The following is a 22492-nucleotide window of genomic DNA, read 5'->3' as shown; positions in this document are numbered from 1 at the left end:
GGATAGCGGATTTTTTTCAAACTCCGGGCCAGCTGATTATAAGTCCTCGCCGTTCGTTTGAATGACGTTTTTGTACCACTCAAATGAATCCTTCTTATATCGTTTCATGGATCCGTTTCCTTCATTATCACGATCAACATAGATCATGCCGTAGCGTTTTTTCATTTCGCCTGTTGTAAAGGAGACAATATCAATAATGCCCCATGGCGTGTAGCCTATCAAATCTACACCGTCATAAGTGACCGCTTTTTCCAATGCTTCAATATGTGATTTCAAATATTGGATGCGTTCCGGATCATGGATCTTGCCGCCTTCCTCCACCCTATCCACCGCGCCAAAGCCGTTTTCCACGATGAATAACGGGATTTGGTACCGATCATAAAAACGGTTTAACGTATATCTCAACCCGGTTGGATCAATCGCCCAACCCCAGTCACTCGATGTGATGTACGGATTTTCGACACTATTCGGCAATCCGCCGTTGACGATATCACCCGTATTATCATTTTCCACATCGCTTTTCACAGTTGTTGACATGTAATAGCTAAAGCCTAAGTAGTCGACGGTGCCGTTTCTTAAAATCTCATCATCGCCATCTTCGAAAGTGATGTGATAGCCTTCTCGTTCAAATTCCTTCAGCGCGTAGCTCGGATAATAGCCGCGAACCTGCACATCCGGGAAGAAATACCGCTGCCTCATTTCTTCCTCAGCCAGCATCACATCTTCAGGATTGGAGGAGAAAGGATAAATCGGCACGTGTGACACCATGGCCCCAATCTGGAAGTCTTGATTGATGTCTTTTCCTTTTGCCACCGCTAATGCGCTCGCCACTAATTCATGGTGCGCCGTTTGATACATGACTTCCTTGGCATTTTCGTTTTCTCCGACCGTAACACCTGAATTCGTCCATAGGAACAGCTGGTTATTCACATCCATTTGGTTGTTGATCTCGTTAAAGGTCATCCAGTACTTCACTTTATCTTTGTAACGACTGAAGCAGGCCTCTGCGAAATTGACGAAGAAGTCCACGACTTTCCGATTTCTGAAGCCGCCATATTCTCTTGCCAGATGCAGCGGCATTTCAAAATGGGACAAGGTAATGACCGGCTCGATCCCATGCTTCAGCAACTCATCAAACACATCATCATAGAACTGCAAGCCCGCTTCGTTCGGCTCAGCCTCATCGCCTTTCGGAAAAATCCGGCTCCACCCAATGGACGTTCGCAAGCATTTTAAGCCCATTTCCGCAAACAAAGCGATATCTTCCTTGTATCTGTGATAGAAATCAATAGCTTCATGGTTCGGATAAAACTCGTTCTCTTCAATCGTATCCGTGATTTTTCTTGGCACGCCGTGCGCACCCGCCGTCATCACATCAACGACACTCGGCCCTTTCCCGCCTTGATTCCAACCGCCTTCAAATTGGTGTGCAGCCAATGCGCCGCCCCATAAAAAATTCTTCGGCATGTGTCCCATGTTTTATTCCTCCTCAGCTTACGACTGTAAATAATTTTTGGTCTAACGCACTTTCTTCAATATCTTCGATGAGAATTTCCTGATACGCATGTGAATTCGTGATGATGACTGGGGTAATCGTTGTTAACCCTTTCTCTTCAATGAAAGCTTTATCAAATTCTACAAGCACTTCGCCTTTTTTGACTGTATCGCCCTCTTTCACTTTCAAGGAAAAAGGAGTGCCGTCCAATGTCACTGTATCCAGCCCGATATGCACAAGCAACTCGACGCCAGACGCCGAACGAAGGCCGATCGCATGCTTTGTAGGCGCGACCATGACGACGGTTCCGTCAAACGGAGCATAAAGCTTATTTTCAGATGGCTCAATCGCCAACCCTTGTCCCATTGCGCCTGAACTGAATACCTCATCAGGCACCGTAGAAAGCGGGATCACCTTGCCGCTAAACGGTGCATATACTGTTTCTTCATTTGCCTGTGCCGTTTTAAGATTTTCCTTATCCGGCAGTGCAGCTGTATCTTCACCGTAGCCAAAGATTTGAATCAGCACAACAGGGAGAATAATCGCAATCGCCGCACCGATCAAAATGCCCCAAATGGACGTAGGGAATTGTTCATTGATGCCATTCACGATCGTCAGCGGTCCCGGAAGCCCCGCATACGCAAAGTAATACGGATTGAAAAAGCTTGCCACAACGGCCCCAACCGCGCCGGATATACAGCCAAAGATAAATGGTTTCTTAAATCTCAAGGTCACACCGTAAATCGCCGGCTCTGTAATGCCAAACAAGCCTGTAACCCCAGCTGAAACGCTGACTTTTCTCGTTTCCTTGTTTCTCGCTTTAAGGATGACGCCAAGCACCGCCCCAACCTGCGCAATGACCGCAATCGTTTGATACGCCTGGAATGAATCCCGTCCGTATAAATCATAGTTCGCCAATACCATCGGCGTGATGCCCCAATGTACCCCAAAGATGACGATGACCTGCCAGAAGGCGCCGATGATCGCTCCAGCCAAAGCTGGCACGTTTTCCGCCAAGAAGTTGTAACCGTTTGCAATTCCATTTGCGCCTAATGTTGTCACAGGGCCAATGAGGACAATCGTTAACGGCACCATAACCACCATGCACAGAAACGGAACAAATAACGGCCTGACCACTTCGTTCATTCTCTTATTCAAAAATCGTTCAAGGTAAGACAAAATCCACACTAAAAATAATGGCGGCAGAACGGAGGACGTGTATGTTGTTTCCGATAAAGCAATCCCTAAGAAAGAAATACTCTTTCCGTCTGCGATTTGAACGGCTATCTCCGCCCATGTCGGACTGACTAACGCGGCACAGCACGCCACAGCGATATACATGTTGGTCTTAAAATGCTTTGATGCCGTAATTGCGATAAAAATAGGCAAAAACGTAAACGGCGCCCAAGATATGAAACTAAAGACCTGATAAGCTCCTGTTTTCTCAAAGCCATCAAACAATAAATTAATGATAATTAATGCCCCTTGCAAAATACCAGCTGCGGCCAGAATGTATACAAACGGCGCAAACACCGCTGACATCGTCGCAATGATCCGGTTCAGAACCGTCCCTTTATTCTCGCTCTGTTCCTCAGACAGATCAATATTGACCAGCTCTGAAAATTCTTCGAAGACTTCTCCCACGTGCTGTCCAATGACAATCTGAAATTGGCCGCTGTTCTCTACCACCGTAATGACGCCGGGCATCGATTTCACGATATCCTTCGCTTTAGGGTTAGACCGCTTCAGCACCAACCGAAGCCTCGTCGCGCAGCGAGAAGCTCCAATGACGTTCTCTTCCCCGCCTACGGCCTCCAAAATGTCTTTTGCTAGTCTGCTATAATCTCTCACTTTCCCCGACATTTTCACCCACCCCTTCGTTTTGGTTACGCTTTCATTATAATTGTACCGGTATAATTTATCAATACCCAAACAAAATATTTATTCATTAACTATAATTGTAAGCGGTTTATGCTATAATTTTGACAAGTGAAACTAAACGAAAAAATGAGGAATGCGTATGTTAAAGTACCAGCAAATCGCAGCAGAAATTGAAAAGTATATAGAAGAACACGAGCTGAAACAAGGAGACAAACTGCCAGTGCTAGAAACCCTTATGACCACATTTGAAGTCAGCAAAAGCACAATCACAAAATCCTTAGATCTATTAGAACAAAAAGGCGCGATCTTTCAGCTCAGAGGAAGCGGCATCTTCGTCAGAAAACATAAACGAAAAGGCTACATCAGCCTCCTGTCGAATCAGGGATTTAAAAAAGACCTCGAGGATTTCAATATCACCTCAAAAGTCATTGAACTGGACGTGAGAAAGCCGACACCGGAAGCGGCAGAAAATCTGAACATCGGACTTGATGAGGACGTCTACTTTGTTAAAAGGGTCCGTTACATCAACAACCAAACCTTATGCTTCGAAGAGTCCTATTACAGCAAATCCATTGTGACATATTTAAACAACGAAATCGTTTCTCATTCAATTTTCCATTACATCCGCGAAGGACTGGGATTAAAAATCGGTTTTTCTGACTTGTTTCTTCACGTGGGACAGCTTAATGAAGAGGAAGCGAAGTATTTGGAGCTGAAGGCTGGACTGCCGAAGCTGTATATAGAAAGTATTTTTCACCTGACGAATGGCGTTCCGTTTGATTTCTCGAAGATTTCTTATAATTATGAGCAGTCGCAGTTTGTAGTGCAGGCGAATAGTTTTTTGTTGTAGGGCTGCTTCGCTACAGAAGGTGTCGACATGTACAAAATCATCATTCCTGCCATACTAGCCATCTTCGTACTTTGGATACTATTACAGATTTCACTAGAGATGAGCATCTTTAAGAATCCAATGAATTACTTTATCTTATTCATTATCTTTTTCCTCTTTATGAAGGTGATGAAAGAAAAACAACAATAGATTGGGTGATACAAGCAGGAAGACCCCCCTTAACAAAATCAACAGGCCACATGGATTTATCTCAGAGTTTAACGACAATATAGATGCACACAAAAAGCTACTTCACTGAGAGAAGTAGCTTCCTTTATCATATGCCCATTTTGATCCATCTTGTTTTAGAAAAGCGAAGTATAATCGCATTTATGATCATGATTGAAACTAAATATAAAATAATATATAAAATGTCATTATTCCCAAGTGTCATGTTATCAGATTGTAATACTCTTTCTATTCGGGGATACATCGTGTTACCTGCCTCAAATGGAGCAATAAAACCAAACACTTTATTGCTTACAGCTACTAAAATAACAGAAGTCATCCAATAAACGATACTTACACCTATGCTAATTAATATATTTGGACATAGCATGCTTATCGTTCCAATGATGAAAATATACTGTAATATAACTGCGGAAAATAAAAACAGTAATAATGTAAAATGCGAAAAATCACCGTACATCAACGATATAATTAGCAGGCCTAATGCGATAAACGCAAAACATTCCAAAAACAAAACAGCTATCTTTTTATAAAAGAAGGTATAGATGTTGTCCCCAATTAATTTGTAAAAGAGAATATTTTTGTTTGAGTACTCTCTATTAATAAAGAAAGCTATAACAAATGAAAATAACATTAAACCAAACTGGGTCGCAACGGTATAGGAGCTAAAGAAAAACATCTCAGGTGTAACATGGCTGACTTTATCGATTCCAACCAGTAAAAAATATCCCAGTAAAAATAAAAACACGAACATAGATCCTAAAATAATGAAAACTTTGTTGCTTATACTCTTTTTAAACTCTAATTTCATCTTAAGCCCCCACTGTTTTATTACTCATTTATATACACTTCAATTAATTGATCCACTGAATGATACTGTTGGATTTCTTGGTGATTAAATATAAAATAATCCCCTTCTATCGCCTTTAAATCAGACAAATCATGTGTAATATTAATGATAATCTTCTCTGGGTTCTCCTGAATATACTTGTTTATGAAGCCATGAATCTCTATAACCGTTTTTTTGTCTAATGAATTCGTTATTTCATCTAGAACAATAATATTTTTATCCTCTAGTAAGAAGCTAAGCAGTTTTAATTTTTGCTTTTGGCCATCACTCAAATTCTTAATAAGAACTTTACCGTCGATATTATCAAGATTAAGTAAATGTGCAATCTTATTTATCTTTTCGGAATCAAACCTTTCGCTCAAAAAGTGTAATAAAAAGTCCTTAGAAACATCATGAGGTATATTCGACGAGCTAGATATTAAAGATACATTTTGACGAATATCTCTGCCGATTCGTTTGCTATTATTTAATAAAAAGTCTTTAGCAAGCTGTGATTTACCGACTCCATTTTTTCCGACAACATGATTGATTCTCCCACTCGAAAAATGCAAGTCAGTGTCCTGAAGTAACGTTTTCCCCTTAACTTTTAAAGTATAATTCGCTATATTCATATACATACTCCTAGGAAATATTTGAATTTTCAAGGTGCCTCTTTCGTTTCCGGTTCGGAACTGTAAGAAATGTTGTTTGATGATTAATTTGGATATCTTTTACTCCAGTTTACAATATATAACACTCAATGTACAACAACGGCAGTTTCCTCAAGGTAATTCCTTACATGATAATTGACAAGCCAAATAAACGGATCGTCAATACCATATCAATACATATTGATAACAAGAATAAGGGGGATACTGAACCTTTCAGTCTAAGCCCTTGACTAAATAACCTCCTCCGTAGATACTGCTGAAAGGTTTTTTAGCTCTAGCTGCCTTAATCTTTCTCTCTTTTTTCTGCTTTTTCTTTATCCCCGCTCATCTCGGCCCTCTTTCCCTCATTTTCATTGTCTCTAAAAGGAGTTATGCGTTACTATCATATAAAGGTCTAATGATGAAAAATAATGTCATACTTTTAAATTCACCTGATCATGCACATGCTCATAAATAGGGGTTTATTCTAAAAAGGGGATGGACGATTTTGGAAAGCAAATACTTAGATTTACTCGCGCAAAAATACGATTGTGAAGAAAAAGTGGTAACGGAAATCATTAATTTGAAAGCGATTCTGAACCTGCCAAAAGGCACCGAGCATTTTGTCAGTGATCTGCATGGGGAATATCAGGCATTCCAGCACGTGCTGCGTAATGGTTCAGGACGAGTAAAAGAAAAAATTCGCGATATTTTCAGCGGTGTCATTTACGATAGAGAAATTGATGAATTAGCAGCGTTGGTCTATTATCCAGAAGACAAACTGAAGTTAATCAAACACGACTTTGATAAGAAAGAAGCATTAAATGACTGGTATAAAGAAACGATTAACAGAATGATTAAGCTCGTTTCTTATTGCTCCTCGAAGTATACCCGCTCCAAACTGCGCAAAGCACTGCCTGCCCAGTTTGCTTATATTACGGAGGAGCTGCTGTACAAAACAGAAGAAGCCGCCAACAAGGAGCAATATTACTCTGAAATCATAGATCAGATTATTGAACTTGGCCAGGCTGATAAGCTGATCACCGGCCTTGCTTACAGCGTACAGCGACTGGTGGTCGACCATCTGCATGTTGTCGGCGATATTTACGATCGCGGTCCGCAGCCGGATCGGATTATGGAAGAACTGATCAACTATCATTCTGTCGATATTCAGTGGGGCAATCACGATGTCCTTTGGCTCGGCGCTTATGCCGGTTCCAAAGTATGCCTGGCCAATATTATCCGTATCTGTGCCCGCTATGACAACCTGGATATTATTGAAGACGTGTACGGCATCAATCTCAGACCGCTGCTGAACCTTGCCGAAAAATATTACGATGATAATCCAGCTTTCCGTCCAAAAGCTGATGAAAACAGGCCTGAAGCTGAGATTAAGCAAATCACAAAAATTCATCAAGCGATTGCGATGATCCAATTCAAGCTTGAGAGTCCGATTATTAAGAGACGGCCGAACTTTAATATGGAAGAACGCTTGTTACTAGAGAAAATTGATTATGATAAAAATGAAATCACGCTGCACGGGAAAACATATCAACTGGAAAACACCTGCTTTGCAACGATTAACCCGGAACAGCCAGATGAGCTGTTAGATGAAGAAGCAGAAGTGCTGGACAAGCTGTTATTCTCTGTCCAGCATTCCGAAAAGCTGGGCCGCCATATGAAATTCATGATGAAAAAAGGCAGCCTTTATTTAAAATATAACGGCAACCTGTTAATTCACGGCTGTATTCCTGTCGATGATAATGGCAATATGGAAACAATGATGATTGAGGATAAAGCCTATGCGGGCCGTGAGCTGCTCGATGTATTTGAACGGTTTTTACGAGAATCTTTTGCTCACCCAGAAGAAACCGATGATCTGGCGACAGATATGGTCTGGTATTTATGGACAGGCGAGTACTCTTCCCTCTTCGGAAAACGCGCCATGACGACATTTGAGCGGTACTTCATTAAAGAGAAGGAAACGCATAAAGAGAAGAAAAACCCGTATTATTATTTACGTGAAGACGAGGAAACCTGCCGAAACATCCTGGCAGAATTCGGACTCAATCCAGATCATGGCCATATCATCAACGGCCACACACCAGTAAAAGAAATCGAAGGAGAAGACCCAATCAAAGCAAACGGAAAAATGATCGTCATCGACGGCGGCTTCTCCAAAGCCTACCAATCCACAACAGGCATCGCCGGCTACACGCTGCTATACAACTCCTACGGCATGCAGCTCGTTGCCCATAAACACTTCAACTCCAAGGCAGAAGTCCTAAGCACCGGAACCGACGTCTTAACCGTGAAGCGATTAGTGGACAAAGAGCTTGAGCGGAAGAAAGTGAAGGAAACGAATGTTGGTGAAGAGTTGTTGCAGGAAGTTGCGATTTTGGAGAGTTTGCGGGAGTATCGGTATATGAAGTGAGGGTATGGGGTTCAGAGATCATGGTATACTCTCCCGGAAGGTAGATAGATGAATTATAAAATCTGTTTCTTCAGGGAGTTTTTTCAGGATTGGAAAAACGTAATAAAAAGGAGGAAAACTCTGAATGTGATAAATGCTTCGGTGAAAGAGATTCAAAAAAATACAGCATTCACACCTATTCGAGAATGGAGAACTTCTGCACGTCATAGTCAAGTTGAGAGTGCGGTACATTAAAATATCATAAGTTCTACTCAATGGAACTGAGGCACATTGCTGTGAAGGACCTCTTATCCATCATCAACTCTCAGAGATATATCACGATAACATATCAAATTTCCATATCTCCGTGTTGAACAGATGAAGAAGGGGATCGGGATCGCTCCCCTCTATTGTTACTTACTATGGAAGGTTGTCGGAAATGTACAAAATCATCATTCCAGCAATACTAGCATTGTCGTTCTCTGGATACTATTACATATTTCACTAGAGATGAACATCGTTAATAATCCAATGAATTACTTTTAAGTATTCATTATCTTCTTTCTCTTTACGAAGATGGTGAAAGAAAAATAAAAATAGTTTACTTCAAACACTGTGGGGAAAACAGACTTGCATTAGAATTTTGCTTCGAACAATCCTTTTACAATAAATCCATTTATGTTTCATAAGGTCTCCCACTCACTTCCATTTTCAAACTCTATACACTCTTCAATACTATTTATCCAAATTGCAATTAATTACATAATTTTAATCTGCAGCTAATTTTTCTATGTCATATAGAAAATCTTTCACCTCTTCCTCATTTTTCATTTCCCACAAATTGTAAAATATATCAACAACTAAATTAAAATCGATATGCGTTTTATTTGATATTTCCATCAACCAATCATGTGATTCACTGCCTTGAAGATTACCTAATATCATTCTAAAATCTCTCTCATCAATACCTAATTTAGTACTTAGTTCAACAAAATGAGAGCGAGTTAATTCCATAAATTCTTCCTCCAGGCTTTTTTCACCTGGTAAAAACTTATATGGCATATTTAGAGATTCAATCGAAATCTTACCACTATTCTTCATATCTCCATCATAAAAGCCTACAATATTATATTTCATATTATCTAGTCGAGGAATGCTTAAAATTTTAGTTATTTCAGAAAAGCCATTAACCTTTTCTAAATCAAAATATTTCAATAAATAGTTTGCATGTTTTTTACACATGCTTTTGAAAAACTCAATAGCTAATATATCTTCAAAAATAAAAATGCCTTTTTTGTTAGTATAAAGCCCTAAATTCTCTAATGTTTCTTCTTTAGATTTTGGACTATTTACGTCAATAACATCTAAATAATTATTTAAAATCAACATCCTTTCAGTACTTAGATTCTTCAGAATAAAAGGAGAATGTGTAACTAGAATTACAGAGAATTTGTGATCATTGATCTTCTTAGCAATAAAGTTCATTAATTTAACTTGTGACTTTACACTAATAAATACTTCTGGCTCTTCAATCAATAATATTCCGTATGTAAAAATCCTTTTGAATAACCAATAAATGTAAAATAAGAAGTGTTCTCCTGTACCCATTTTTAAACTGTCATACTCAAGACCATTACATTTCACTTGAAAATAAGGGATAACTTTTTCATCCTCTACTTCAATTTCCCTTAAAACTACAGAATCATATGTTTTTCCAATTAAATAATTAAGGGATTGTAAATCATCATAATCAAATATGTTATCATCATGTTGTTCAACTAATTCATTAAAGTTAGGTTGGTCAATATAATCATAAATTCGGATAAGCTTTTGAAAGTTGATATCTTCTAAGGTGAGTTCACCTTCAACAACATCTATTAATCTTTTTCCATCAATATTCTTGAGTGTAATATCTTTATTACCATCTTTTAGTTTGCCCGTAACCTCAATGTCTTTTATCTTAACCCTATCTCTATCACTTATACTTAAGCCTAAAATATCTTTTACTGCTGTAAAAACTGTTGATTTCCCAACTCCATTTAAACCGCAAATCGAGAAGATACCTTTTCTAAAACTAATTGGTTCATTTATTCCTAAAATTCCATTTAAATTTATACTCTCAATATAATATCTATAATTATTTCTATCTATTTTCCTCCATATATCAGGGACTTTAGCTGAACGTATCATTGATTAATAGTGCCTCCCCAATTAAATTTATGTGCTATCAACTCAAGTAAAGAACCTACACTTCTATCATTTCCATTTATGTTATATACATCTAGATCAACGTTATTTCTTATATTAGGGAAATATATTTTTAGGTATAGTTCTAAAATAATATCTCTATATATTATTGAATTTACATCAGTGCTTCCCATGCTAGCTCTTTGATTAAAAATTAACAGCATTTGATTTAAAAGAACGTTACTATCCAGAAGATCTGCTATTTTTTGGAACCCCAATGGTATTATTTTAATTTTGCCTTTGATAACTTCGCGCGCATATTCAAATGTGTAAATTAGCTCTGCCATCTCTTCCATCATAATGTTATTTTTATTCCTATATGAAAATACTAACCAACTAAACAAAGTAGCCTTGTTAATATTCAAATTTGCTATTAGAAACTTATCTTGACCTTTCTTTGAACTCTTTGTAAAAAATTCAATAGTATCTTTAACTTCCTCTAATACCTCATTACTAAATGGATCGTTATTTCTATACTTTTCTGATATATTAGAAGATGTAATTTTCTTTTTGAGACTTTTAAGCTCAAGGGTATAACAAAATTTCGAGATAATATCATCATAAGCCATTCTCGAATTGGAAAATCCAATTGTTTCTTTATTAGCACCTAGTTCTTCAAAATAGTTTACAAGTTGTTTAATTTGATTTCTTGTGTCTCCAATATAAGAATTTCTTTGCTCTGCAGAAGTTAAAGTTGCAGGCTGATTCAGTCTGAAAAATAACTCGGCTGGTTCCTCCGGAGAAAATTCAGTTAATCTAATAACAGTTAAACTATACTTTTTAAATTTCCGTCGATAGTTTATTTCTAAATCAGTAAACTTTAAGTTGTCTAAAGTTGAGATGTTTTTATCTATTGGTTTTAAATTACCATCAATTTTAAATCTATTTTCTATAAAGTCTCTTATAGCTGCTAACCTTTGTTGTCCATCTAACACCTCATCTGTATACTCTGGAGTTTCAATGAGATGTATAGGTGGTATTCTCCATCCCCTAAGTATTGAATCTATTAACTTTTTCTTTTTTGCAACACTCCAGACTTCCCCTCTCTGGAAGTCTGGACTTAAATTTAAATCGCCACCTTTAATTCGTCCATATATTGTTTCTATTTCTAATTCAGTAACAGTACATTTCAAAAAAAGTCCTCCTCATAGCTTATATAAAGTTTTTACTCATGAATATTTTAAAAAAAAATTAAAAATGACCCAACATAAATTTAATAACTAGACAATTTATATCACCTTATGGTTCATACTTTAAATAGAGCTCGTTGTGCCCTTTGTAAAAGCTATATGCATTTCAAAATCATCTATAGAAGGATCTTATATTTCTGGATTTATCAATCTTAATTTTTCTATTATTACTCTGCAATATGCTCTTCTAATTCTTCCTTAATTTCTATCAAACGCTTACGAAATTCATCACCTAAGTATTTTTTATTTTTAAAATACCTAATTGGCCCATCGTTCCTTTGGCGTGTCATAAGGTCTTTTTCCAGTACATTAAGCTCCTTAACGAATGATTTATTGAAATTAGTTCCTGATAAATCAAATTCCGCCAATACAGGCATGTTATCTACACCTTTAAAAAACATACGTATTGTATACCTTTTCATTATCTCATTGATCGCTTCATCATTAGTTACAAATATTGGTATTTTATTATTGTGTTTTATTTCTTGACATACATCTACAACCCAAGCTAAATCAAGAGCTGCATTCCAGATTCCCCTTATATATGACTCCCTTTTTGACATGTTTTTCTTTTTAGTAATATGTATTAGCTTTGTTATGTTCTTTCCGCTTTTTAATTTTAGTCCCCCGAAGCAAAGTATAGCTGTGCCCCAATGAACTAAACTAATAACATCAACCTTATTAGTCATAAAGTCATAAAAGTCTCTTAATTTTTGAAAATTATTCTTACTGGTGTCACTAATTAGTTGCTTTATCTTAAGTGTAAAAACATATGATAATATTAAATTCGTTGATGTTTCTGGAGAATCAAAGGCATTAATTATGGGTTGAAAAACCATCCTCATATAATTGATATCATTACTTGAAACAAATGGCCCAGAAGGATAAAGAACATCTTTTATAGATAAATCCTCAATTAAATACTGAGCTTTGTCTATTCTACGAATAAATTTATCTGTATTTAAAGAATAATCCCCCAGAATATCTCTGCAATTTTCATTTAATGCGTTACTAATACTAAATTCTAATTTTCTTCCTCTTATACACTTAATCATTTCAAAAAAGTCTGTTAATAATTCATGATTATTATTATTATTCCAATTACTGATTGTACCAACGGGGTCATCAAAGTAGTTTTCTAAATATATACTTACATTAGAATCCATAATCAAAATATAATCTCTTGATTCCTTTTCTCTCAAGAAGTCGTCTAAATTAATAAAACTAATCATTTTAGAAGCAGGAGATGAATACATTAAATGCATTAGTTTCCCTCCATTTCTAAGAGTTTAAATCCTTTGGTGTAATATTAAAGTTGGTTAGTTTACCGTCTATATTTAAATAATCAATTACTGCAACTTCTAAATACATTAAACCTCTCCCTTAAAATGCAATTTTTCTAAAAAACTCATTCACTTATGATAAGGCTCCCCACGATTAATCCGAAAAGCCCGATAAATCTGCTCGACTAGTATGAGACGCATCAACTGATGAGGAAACGTCATTTTTGAGAACGACAGCTTCTCATCCGCTCGCTTCATCACTGCGTCACTCAATCCGAGTGATCCGCCGATGACGAAGGTGACTTTGCTTTTTCCATAAGTAGCCAGCTTATCTATTGTATCGGCTAGTTCTTCGGATGTTTTCATTTTTCCTTCGATGGCGAGGGCGATGACGTGGGCGTCGGGGCTGATTTTTGATAGGATGCGGTCGCCTTCTTTGTCTTTTATGATTTTCATGTCCTGGTCGCTTAGGTTTTCCGGCGCTTTTTCGTCCGGGAGTTCGATGATGTCGATTTTTGCATAGGCAGAAAGTCGTTTGGTGTATTCTTCAATGCCTTGCTTGAGGTATTTTTCTTTTAGTTTTCCGATTGTCACAATATTGATATTCACAGGTCATCCCCACTTTAGAAACAAGTTATTCATATATGTTGTCCACAATTGTGGATATCTTTTCTGTATTTTGTGTAAGATCATTCGTTCCCCACTATATATACTGCGGGGTCTCCACATAATTCACAGGCTGTGGATAAACTGTTAGTATGTTCGATTTTTCTGATTTCGGGCGGCAGCTCGTGGTCGTCTATGTACATATCCAGCACCGTTTCGATGTGTTCTTCACAGGAATAATAAGCATTTTTCATTTTTAAGTCCTCCGATGTTTTCTTGCATTCTGCAAATGTTCTCTTCCCAATATAACCTATTTATTCACATGTTAGTAGTGCTTCGGGCTGAGTTTTATCCACAATTCGACAAGCAAAGCTGTTGATGAATTCGTTTTCTCACAAAAAAGCCGGCGTTCCCAGAACGTCCGGCTTTCCCTCTTGATTTAGTTCAACGTTCCATGCGGATCAATCACAAATTTCTTCGCGGCACCTTTGTCGAAGTCGCTGTAACCGTTTGGCGCGTCGTCCAGAGAAATGACGGTGGCGTTGACGGCTTTTGCGATTTGCGCTCTGCCGCTCAGGATCGCTTTCATCAAATTGCGATTGTATGTCATAGCGGGTGTTTGTCCGGTGACGAAGGTGTGGGCTTTAGCCCAGCCGAGTCCGAAGCGGATTTTTAAAGAGCCTGTTTTGGCGTCCGCATCCTTTGCACCGGGATCTTCGGTCACGTATAAGCCTGGAATACCGAGACTTCCGCCAACCTGGGTGACGTCCATGATCGAGTTCAGTACGGCGGCTGGCGCTTCCCCCTGGCTGCCGTGTCCAGTTGCTTCAAAGCCGACACAGTCCACTGCGGCATCAACGGTCGGTTCACCTAGTATTTGTTCAATTTGCTCGCCGAGACGGTCGTGTTTTTGCACGTTGACCGTTTCACAGCCGAAGCTTCTCGCCTGTGCCAGTCTGTCTTCGTTCAGATCGCCGACAATCACCGTCGAAGCACCGAGGAGCTGGGCGGAGTGTGCAGCTGCCAAGCCAACAGGCCCCGCTCCCGCGATATAGACGGTTGAACCTGTTTGCACGCCCGCTGTATAAGCTCCATGGAAGCCAGTCGGGAAAATGTCGGACAGCATGGTCAAATCGAGAATCTTTTCTAGCGCCTGTTCTTTATCAGGGAACACCAAAAGCTGAAAGTCGGCGTACGGCACCATGACGTATTCAGACTGGCCGCCGACCCAGCCGCCCATATCGACGTAGCCGTAAGCCGATCCTGGCCGTTCCGGATTGACATTCAGGCACACGTGCGTTTTCTGCGTTCTGCACATCACACAGCGCCCGCAGGCAATATTGAAAGGTACGGATACAATGTCGCCTTTTTTGATAAATTCGACATCCCGACCCGTTTCAATGACTTCTCCCGTGATTTCATGCCCGAGCACCAAGCCTTCCGGCGCGGTCGTGCGGCCTCGCACCATGTGCTGGTCGCTCCCGCAGATGTTTGTGGTAAGCACCTTCAAAATCACCCCGTGCTCACATTTTCGGTTCACATTCGCTTTCGGAACGCCGGGCCCGTCCTTCAAGATTAACTCCGGATAACCGATATCCTCCACCGCTACAGTTCCTTCGCCTTTGTACACAACCGCTTTGTTTCCAGTCAACGTCATTCCTCCCATTCATGTTTTTGGACTCTGCGTCCTTGAACATGACTTCGGTTCGGCATGACCCTTTCCCTTTTTCACGACTGTTTTTTCTGCATCTTAACGACAATAAAAATACCAAGCCAGCACCCGACAATGGTTCCGACGATGTCCAGCCAGCCCGCTTTTCCCCCGTTCAGCAGGAACACAGTAACCGCCGAAGTCAGACCAATAATCGCTGCTTGCAGCATGACACGTTTGGTGCCCATTTGATCCCTCCTTTACATTCTTTTCTATACCATACCTAAAATCACTGCAATATTGGATTCAACAAAAAAAGAGACTTCACAAGTCTCTTCATAAACAGCGGTCAGTTGAATAATAATTTCCTGAGAAATAATGTGACAACACTGGCTGCTAATGCAATTGCAGTATAAAGCACAACCCAAAACATGAATGAACTGTTGCCAGAGGCTAACGTAAACAACAATATCAAACTCGCAATAAGCACGATGAGCGGACCAATCCAAACTTTCTTCCATAGGAGATAACCCGCTGCACCGATTACGCCTGACATCATCGGAAAAACAAAAACGACGAGCAGTATAACGGCTCCCAAATCGGAACCCCCTTCACCTTAAAAATCCTTCATCACCTCAAAATCATACAGCTTCAAATGACTCTTCGGCGTCACGACATCTTTTACCTTCCCATTCTCTTTTTCCTTCACTTTCTTTCCGGTTTTTAGGCTGTATTGTTCAATGTATGCAGGCTGGTTGTAGGCGTATGTGAAGAAATAAAGATTGCTGCCTTTTCGGGTAATTTCTTTGAAATCGGCTTTCATTTTTTCTGGTGAAAGGGTGAAGGCAATGGTTGATTTTCCTGTCTTGCCATTGATTTTGTATACCTTTCCGAAGCCGTCAATGAAGTACAGGTATCCATCATGAGAGAAAAAGCTGTTTTTAAAGCTGAAGGGCATGGAGTTGTAAATCGTTTGTTCGTCGTTTTTGTATTCGGCAATATCGTACAGCTCTACTTTGCCGCTTTTCTTGTTGATTTTGACCATTTGATATAGATTGCTCGCCTTTTGGCCGCGCATCATGACATAGACAGCTTGATCGTCTACAGCAAGCTGGGATTCGATTGAGGCTCCTTCCCGGTACTGCCATTCTGTTATCGTGTGATAGGTGAGCTTCTGTTGATCCACTTGAATCTGGAGGAACTGATAGCCTTGTTCGTCAGCTGTCGGGATCAGTGCGTAAATGGCGCCGTCATGAAAACCGGATGCGCGGATGTAATAGGGGATAACGTCTTTTTTCCACTCTCCGTCCATCTGGCGGTACAGCTCTGAGCGGTACCCGTCTCCCTTTTTATCGTAGCCGGAGTTGTAAAGGGTGTAAAAACCGTCCGTCTGTTGTAAAAAGCCCGCGCTGTCACCGGTGTGTTGATAGGCTCTTTTATGGGAGCGCAGGCCGTTTTTGATTGTGAAAATCGTGTTTTTGTCCTCCAGCATCACACTATCGTCGTGAACCTTGGCTGAGCCCAGCTCAAGACCCTTCATCTTAAAAGAAGACAGCGACCCGTCTCCGCTGATAAACAGGGCGTAGCTTTTCCCGCCGCCAAATGCATCTTGATCCGCAGAGGTTGAGAGATACAGTAGGATGTCCTTGTCGTCCAGAAAATCGGTGTCCCTGAGATCCTGCTGATTCACGGCTTTATGGCTTTTGAGAGGAGAAACGAAGACAAATAGTGCGATCCCTGCAAGAATCAGCATGGAGATGGTAATCATCCACTTCTTCATATCTTTCTCCTTAGTAAATGGTCATGATGGTTGACGTATAGGAAGAGCTTGTAATGTCGCGCGGATATACGCCTAAGCCTCCGTTGCCATCTATATCAATGCCTGCTTTCAGCAAAAAGGCGGACCATAGGAGCTTTGAACAGTTTTTGGCGCCATCATGGCCGGTATTTCTGTTATTGACGAAGTTAAATGAGTATGCGTCGCCGACTCTTGAGACCGCCCAGTCGGCAGCGGATGTTTTTTGAGAAGAGGTTACGCTGACTGTTTGCACGATGGAGTTGTCTTCCACGTCTCTGGCATTGTAAGCGATCTGCCTGACCCCGTCGCTCGGGACAGATTCAACAATTTTGTCAGCGGCGGAGTACATGCCGACGTGGCCGTGGTTGTAGAAGGCTGTGTAGGAGTTGGTGTAATAGATATTCCCTTTCGCGCTTGTCGGAAGTTTTTTCGTACCGGACGAGCCGCCCATGATGGACATGCCGCTTTCCTTGGCGAGCCTGTCGCCTTCTGCTTTATCCGCAGTGATTTCTTCATAGAATTGTTTCAGAATGACGTCTTGCTTGACGTGCTGCTGTTTGGCAATCTGACTGGCGGACTTCATGATTTCTTCCGGTGTCGTGCCTGGCTGAAGTGCGGCGATTTCTTCTGCATAGTTTGTGGTCTTGACGGCTTTGGCGGGAGAAACAAACAGTCCGCCACACATTGTAAGCGCTACCATAAACAATACCACCCGTTTCTTGAACTTCATTACATCTCCTCTTTTCTTTTGAATGTAGGGAAGGTGACTTCCTTCACCCACATTATATTAGGAAAATAAGGAAAGTAACTAGGTCATTTACAGAATTTTTAGAAATCATTTACAGAAGGTGTCCGCAAAAAAAGGCCTTTATCAGGCCTTATATAACATTAAAGCTTCTTACTCATCACCACGTCCGTTTCTTGAAATCCGGTTCGCTCATATAACTTCCGCGCCGCCTGATTGTGGGCAAAGACGTGGAGGGACAGCTTCCGAATTCCCATACTGCGTGCTTGCTGGTCTAATACCGCCAACGCTTGCTTTGCGTAGCCCTTGCCTCTGTATGGTTCATATAACCCGAAATCGTAAATAAACGCTTCCTGTTGCGCATGCTCCGGTTCAGCGTGTATCCAGAGCCAGCCAACGATTTCCTTTTCATTCAGCGTGAGACTCCATAAGTGATGATGGGGAGTTTCCAGGCCTTTCGGAAGCAAATTAGAAAAGGTCTGCTTAGACAATAGCTGTGCGTCTTCAGGCAGCCATGTCCCCGCCTTTACTTTCTCTTCCGCGTAATGCTTCGCTGTGTACGTAAGATAAGACTTAAATTCTTCTGTCTGCATGGGTCTCAACATCATTGTCATATCATCGCTCCTTCATTTATTGACTATAGGGTTTTACATAAAATAGAAAGTGGTGTTACTATCAGAATAAACAACTGAGGTTGATAAGTCACTAGAGAAAGGAGCTTCAAATGAATAAGATTGCACCCGCAGAAATCGCTAACATGCTCAATGACTGGTATCTTGCGATCAAGAAACATGAAGTTGAAGAGTCCTCCCGTATTTTTGAAGAAGTGAAGCCTTTATTGGATGACATGGAAGAGGATCAGGAGGTGCTTGCCTACTTCTCCTTATTGGAACTGCGCCACAAGGTTTTGCTTCACGAGGCGAGAGGACAGGGTTTTCAGCATGAGGAGCCTTCTCATATGAATGCTACGTCAGACATGCTGAAATATTACTTTTTTCTGTTTGAAGGCATGTATGAAGCCTATAAAAATAATTACGACATCGCCATTGGGTTGTATAAAGAGGCGGAGCAGTATCTTGGCAACATTCCCGACCCGATTGAAAAAGCCGAATTTCATTTGAAGGTTGGAAAGCTCTATTATAAACTGGGACAAAATATTGTGTCTCTCAATCATACACGGCAAGCAGTCAAAACGTTCAGGGAAGAGACTGATTATAAAAAGAAACTGGCCTCAGCGCTGATCACCATGTCAGGCAATTTCACCGAGATGAGCCAGTTTGAAGAAGCTGAAACGTATTTGGACGAGGCGATTCGGATGACGAAAGAATTAGAGGATCATTTTTTCGAAGCCCAGCTTCTGCATAACTTCGGACTTCTTCATGCGCAAAGCGGCAAATCAGAAGAAGCGGTCTCCAAATTAGAAGAGGCCTTACAACACAAAGAATATGCACGCTCCGCCTATTACTATCATTCTAACTATTTGCTGATTCGAGAGCTGTTTAAGACTCAAAAGAAAGAACAGGCCTTATCTTATTACCAAGAAGTGAAGGAAAAATTGACGGCTGAGCCGAATAGAATATGTGAGGCAAAAATAGATATTTTATATGCCATTTACGCAGAAGGAGGTCATGCGGAAACGTTTCACTTATGCAAACAACATATGGATGATTTGTTGTCCGAGAAAGAGTATGACAGTGTAAGAGAACTTTCCATTTTGGCTGGCGAACGGTATAGGGAATATGAGCTTTACAAAGAAGCTGCCCACTTTTTTTATGAGGCATTACAAATTGATGAATTCATCAAAAGAACGGAGGTTATATAAATGAAAAAATGTCTGATTGGTATAGGCGTCGCAGCGGTGATTTTATCAGGATGGTTTATTGCGGATCATCAAACCCATTCACAGGAGATGAAAGTCGCTGAGAAAATGATTGGATAAATCAAAACCCCCGCAGAATGCGGGGGTTTCAGATTGTAGACAAAGTCCTAAAACGGTTTTTGTTTTAGGACTTTATCATCTATCAGCGTGATTGAAAACCCTTGAAGTCGAGGAAGGACGAGCATTGGAGCAGACTTTCACAGGATGTGATGACGGCGGTGTTTAGGCAGGACGCCTAAGCATTTAGCCGCCGTTCCTTCCGTAATTCGTGAGCACCAACGCGCAGGACTGACAACGAATGCGAGGGTTTGTCGACACGCTGAAACCCCCGCGGGATGCGGGGGTTTTCTTATTACAGCAACTTCTTCCCTAGCAGGGATTCTGCGAGCTCTACTGCTGTTCGTCCAGTCTTGTTTTCATGGTCAAGAATCGGATTGACCTCAACGAATTCAGCTGAGGTGATGATGCCTGCGTCATACAGCATTTCCATTGCCAAATGGCTCTCCCGGTAGCTGATGCCGCCGATGACAGGGGTTCCGACACCCGGTGCGTCGTTTGGATCAAGTCCGTCCAGATCAAGGCTGAGATGGACGCCGTCACATGATGATAAATAATCTAGGGTTTCTTCCATAACTTTTGTCATGCCAAGACGGTCGATTTCGTGCATCGTGTACACCTTCATGCCGCTTTCCCTGATATACTTGCGCTCCCCTTCATCAAGTGACCGGGCGCCAATGATGACGACGTTTTCCGGTTTGATTTTAGGCGCATAGCCTTCAAGATTCACCAGTGACTCATGGCCGATTCCGAGGCTGACGGCAAGCGGCATGCCGTGAATATTTCCCGATGGTGATGTTTCAAGCGTATTCAGGTCGCCGTGCGCGTCATACCAGATGACGCCGAGATGATCGTAATGCTTCGCTGTGCCTGCCAGCGTACCGATCGCAATACTGTGATCGCCTCCCAGAACAAGCGGAAATTTTTTCTCTTCGATGACTTTGTTGACCTTTTGAGCGAGTTTTTCATTTCCCGCCAAAACCGAATTCAGGTTCTTCAGGTCTTCGTCATTGTTGATCTTTTCGCGGTTGATCGGAATGTCACCGAGGTCTTCAACCTTATAACCCATGTCTGACAGTCTCTCAATCAAATGGGCGTACCGGATGGCACTCGGGCCCATGTCCACTCCGCGTCGTGCTTGTCCTAAATCCATTGGCATTCCAATAACCGAAATCGTTTTATCCATCTGTGATTCCACCTCAACATATAAGATAATGTCCTATGCGGGTTATAACAAAGATGACTTGCGGACAATGTTTTTAAAGCTCTAGCTGACGATTTGCCTGCTGGCGTTTTTTAATGACGACATGATAAATGATGTAGCAAATGATCATAAACGGTATGCCGCAATACAGCGCGATACGCTGCTCCGGATCAAACGCAAGGCTGATGAGAACCACCGTATTTAACGTCAGGCCGATCAGCGGAAGCACCGGATACAGCGGTGTTTTGAATTTCAAATCTTCCTTCTTGCCGCCTTCACGAATATATTTGCGTCTGAACATGATTTGAGAAAGCGTAATCGTGATCCAGCCGACCTGAGCGCTCATGCCCGCCAAAGATAGAAGCACCATATACACGGTTTCAGCCGCCGCCACTTTCGATAGAAGCGATAGGCAGGCCACAGCCATCGTTACGATTAACGCATTCAGCGGCACACCTCGTTTGTTTGTTTTGCCCAGCGCTTGGAAGGCCTGTCCTTCATTCGCCATCGCGTACAGGATACGTGTCGATGCGTATAAACCTGAATTCGCAACAGATAATAGCGCGATTAAAATAACAAAGTTCATGATATCAGCGGCATACGGGATTCCGATTTGCTCAAATACGGCAACAAACGGACTTTCCACAACTCCCGCCTGCTTCCACGGAATCATGCCGGCAATGACAATGATGGATAGAACAAAGAAGACAAGCGTTCTCCATACTGTCTGTTTGATTGACCGCGGAATCGTTTTTTCAGGATCTTCACTTTCTCCGGCTGCAACCCCGATCAGCTCAGTCCCCTGGAATGCGAAGTTTACAGCAATCATCGTTATCAATATTGCCTTTATCCCGTTCGGGAATAACCCGTCTTCATAAAAATGTGTCAAAAACGGTGCCTGCTCTCCGCCTTTCAAATCAATCAGGCCAAACATGGCAGCTCCACCGAGAATAATAAATAAAAGGATAATCAAAATTTTAATGCCTGAGAACCAGAATTCCGATTCTGCAAAGGCTTTGGCTGTTATTGCATTTAGTATAAACATCAGTGCCGCAAATACCAGACACCAGATCCACACGTCTACGTGCGGAAACCAGCGGAGCATCAGCTGCCCCGCTGATAAGAATTCAATGGCGCATGTAACCGCCCAGCCGAGCCAGTACAGCCAGCCGAACGCAAATCCAAAGGCCGGGCTGATAAATTTTGTCGCATAGGTCTGGAAGGACCCCGACACAGGAAAGGCGACTGCCAGCTCCCCTAAGCAGAGCATCGTCAAAAACATGATAAAGCCGCCTACTAAATAGGACAGAACCGCGCCGAGCGGTCCCGCTTGGTTAATGGTAAACCCGGTTCCAAGGAAGAAACCGGTTCCGATCACTCCGCCCAATGAAATCATGAACAAGTGGCGTGATTTCATTGTCCGCTGGAGCTGATTTCCGTTATCTTGGTTTGTATTCACATTCTGCACCCCTTCAGCAACTTGTAT

The 22492-nt window shown here is 41.2% G+C and carries 22 protein-coding genes and 1 pseudogene; 6 read left to right on the top strand and 17 right to left on the bottom strand.

Features of this window, described 5'->3' with window-relative positions; genetic code table 11:
- Positions 1-36: 36 nt before the first annotated feature.
- Positions 37-1476, bottom strand: a complete 1440-nt coding sequence (gene bglA, locus V6D41_RS16295; protein WP_333518907.1) for a 6-phospho-beta-glucosidase BglA — start codon at positions 1474-1476, stop codon at positions 37-39.
- A 13-nt stretch (positions 1477-1489) separates the two neighbouring features.
- A complete protein-coding gene (locus V6D41_RS16290; RefSeq protein ID WP_333518906.1) occupies positions 1490-3358 on the bottom strand; it encodes a beta-glucoside-specific PTS transporter subunit IIABC in 1869 nt (622 codons plus the stop codon).
- 157 nt (positions 3359-3515) lie between these two features.
- Between V6D41_RS16290 and V6D41_RS16285 the strand changes: the two genes are divergently transcribed.
- Complete coding sequence (locus V6D41_RS16285) at positions 3516-4226, top strand: GntR family transcriptional regulator (protein WP_333518905.1); 711 nt, start codon at positions 3516-3518, stop codon at positions 4224-4226.
- A gap of 27 nt (positions 4227-4253) precedes the next feature.
- Positions 4254-4415, top strand: a complete 162-nt coding sequence (locus V6D41_RS16280; RefSeq protein ID WP_333518904.1) for a hypothetical protein — start codon at positions 4254-4256, stop codon at positions 4413-4415.
- A 127-nt stretch (positions 4416-4542) separates the two neighbouring features.
- Here V6D41_RS16280 and V6D41_RS16275 read toward each other — a convergent pair whose 3' ends face one another.
- Both V6D41_RS16275 and V6D41_RS16270 read right to left on the bottom strand, forming a co-directional pair.
- On the bottom strand, positions 4543-5265 hold the full coding sequence (locus V6D41_RS16275) for a peptide ABC transporter permease (RefSeq protein WP_253268726.1): 723 nt from the start codon (positions 5263-5265) through the stop codon (positions 4543-4545).
- A 20-nt stretch (positions 5266-5285) separates the two neighbouring features.
- Positions 5286-5915: an ATP-binding cassette domain-containing protein gene (locus V6D41_RS16270; RefSeq protein WP_333518903.1), complete on the bottom strand. Its 630-nt coding sequence runs from the start codon at positions 5913-5915 to the stop codon at positions 5286-5288.
- Between the two features lie 526 nt (positions 5916-6441).
- Here V6D41_RS16270 and fbp point away from each other — a divergent pair.
- Complete coding sequence (gene fbp / locus V6D41_RS16265; RefSeq protein ID WP_333518902.1) at positions 6442-8367, top strand: fructose-1,6-bisphosphatase; 1926 nt, start codon at positions 6442-6444, stop codon at positions 8365-8367.
- Positions 8368-8785: 418 nt separating this feature from the next.
- A pseudogene (locus V6D41_RS16260) lies at positions 8786-8889 on the top strand (hypothetical protein); the annotation flags it as partial.
- 225 nt (positions 8890-9114) lie between these two features.
- Here the strand turns inward: V6D41_RS16260 and V6D41_RS16255 are convergent.
- The 11 genes from V6D41_RS16255 to V6D41_RS16205 form a co-directional block, all read right to left on the bottom strand.
- Positions 9115-10536, bottom strand: a complete 1422-nt coding sequence (locus V6D41_RS16255; RefSeq protein WP_333518901.1) for an ATP-dependent nuclease — start codon at positions 10534-10536, stop codon at positions 9115-9117.
- The gene (locus tag V6D41_RS16250) at positions 10533-11726 is read right to left on the bottom strand and encodes a DUF262 domain-containing protein (protein WP_333518900.1); all 1194 of its coding nucleotides are present in this window, start codon (positions 11724-11726) and stop codon (positions 10533-10535) included. Before V6D41_RS16250 ends, V6D41_RS16255 begins: the two co-directional genes overlap by 4 nt.
- A gap of 224 nt (positions 11727-11950) precedes the next feature.
- Positions 11951-13048 (bottom strand): hypothetical protein, encoded by a 1098-nt coding sequence (locus tag V6D41_RS16245; protein WP_333518899.1) that lies wholly within the window; start codon positions 13046-13048, stop codon positions 11951-11953.
- Positions 13049-13195: 147 nt separating this feature from the next.
- Positions 13196-13675: a 23S rRNA (pseudouridine(1915)-N(3))-methyltransferase RlmH gene (gene rlmH, locus V6D41_RS16240; protein ID WP_003226975.1), complete on the bottom strand. Its 480-nt coding sequence runs from the start codon at positions 13673-13675 to the stop codon at positions 13196-13198.
- 80 nt (positions 13676-13755) lie between these two features.
- Positions 13756-13926, bottom strand: a complete 171-nt coding sequence (locus V6D41_RS16235; protein ID WP_268519982.1) for a CxxH/CxxC protein — start codon at positions 13924-13926, stop codon at positions 13756-13758.
- Positions 13927-14111: 185 nt separating this feature from the next.
- Complete coding sequence (fdhA, locus tag V6D41_RS16230) at positions 14112-15338, bottom strand: formaldehyde dehydrogenase, glutathione-independent (RefSeq protein WP_333518898.1); 1227 nt, start codon at positions 15336-15338, stop codon at positions 14112-14114.
- A gap of 62 nt (positions 15339-15400) precedes the next feature.
- A complete protein-coding gene (locus tag V6D41_RS16225) occupies positions 15401-15571 on the bottom strand; it encodes a hypothetical protein (RefSeq protein WP_087993692.1) in 171 nt (56 codons plus the stop codon).
- Between the two features lie 101 nt (positions 15572-15672).
- Positions 15673-15921 (bottom strand): DUF2651 family protein, encoded by a 249-nt coding sequence (locus tag V6D41_RS16220; RefSeq protein WP_333518897.1) that lies wholly within the window; start codon positions 15919-15921, stop codon positions 15673-15675.
- Between the two features lie 18 nt (positions 15922-15939).
- On the bottom strand, positions 15940-17103 hold the full coding sequence (locus V6D41_RS16215) for a hypothetical protein (RefSeq protein WP_333518896.1): 1164 nt from the start codon (positions 17101-17103) through the stop codon (positions 15940-15942).
- 10 nt (positions 17104-17113) lie between these two features.
- On the bottom strand, positions 17114-17851 hold the full coding sequence (locus V6D41_RS16210) for a hypothetical protein (protein WP_333518895.1): 738 nt from the start codon (positions 17849-17851) through the stop codon (positions 17114-17116).
- A 158-nt stretch (positions 17852-18009) separates the two neighbouring features.
- Entirely contained in the window at positions 18010-18480 is a 471-nt protein-coding gene (locus V6D41_RS16205; protein ID WP_333518894.1) for a GNAT family N-acetyltransferase, read from the bottom strand.
- A 110-nt stretch (positions 18481-18590) separates the two neighbouring features.
- Here V6D41_RS16205 and rapG point away from each other — a divergent pair, with 110 nt between their 5' ends.
- Together rapG and V6D41_RS16195 are read left to right on the top strand one after the other, a co-directional pair.
- A complete protein-coding gene (gene rapG, locus V6D41_RS16200; protein WP_333518893.1) occupies positions 18591-19688 on the top strand; it encodes a response regulator aspartate phosphatase RapG in 1098 nt (365 codons plus the stop codon).
- On the top strand, positions 19689-19805 hold the full coding sequence (locus tag V6D41_RS16195; RefSeq protein ID WP_333518892.1) for a Phr family secreted Rap phosphatase inhibitor: 117 nt from the start codon (positions 19689-19691) through the stop codon (positions 19803-19805).
- 292 nt (positions 19806-20097) lie between these two features.
- Here V6D41_RS16195 and rocF read toward each other — a convergent pair whose 3' ends face one another.
- Both rocF and V6D41_RS16185 read right to left on the bottom strand, forming a co-directional pair.
- Positions 20098-20988, bottom strand: coding sequence for an arginase (gene rocF / locus V6D41_RS16190; protein ID WP_333518891.1), 891 nt, complete (start codon positions 20986-20988; stop codon positions 20098-20100).
- 73 nt (positions 20989-21061) lie between these two features.
- Entirely contained in the window at positions 21062-22465 is a 1404-nt protein-coding gene (locus tag V6D41_RS16185) for an amino acid permease (protein WP_333518890.1), read from the bottom strand.
- Between the last annotated feature and the right edge of the window lie 27 nt (positions 22466-22492).

Origin of the sequence: Bacillus sp. 0102A (assembly GCF_036765155.1) — a bacterium.
Lineage (GTDB): Bacteria > Bacillota > Bacilli > Bacillales > Bacillaceae > Bacillus > Bacillus subtilis_G.
The sequence above is the reverse complement of the archived record's forward strand: the minus strand, read 5'-3'. Positions and strand labels throughout refer to the sequence as shown.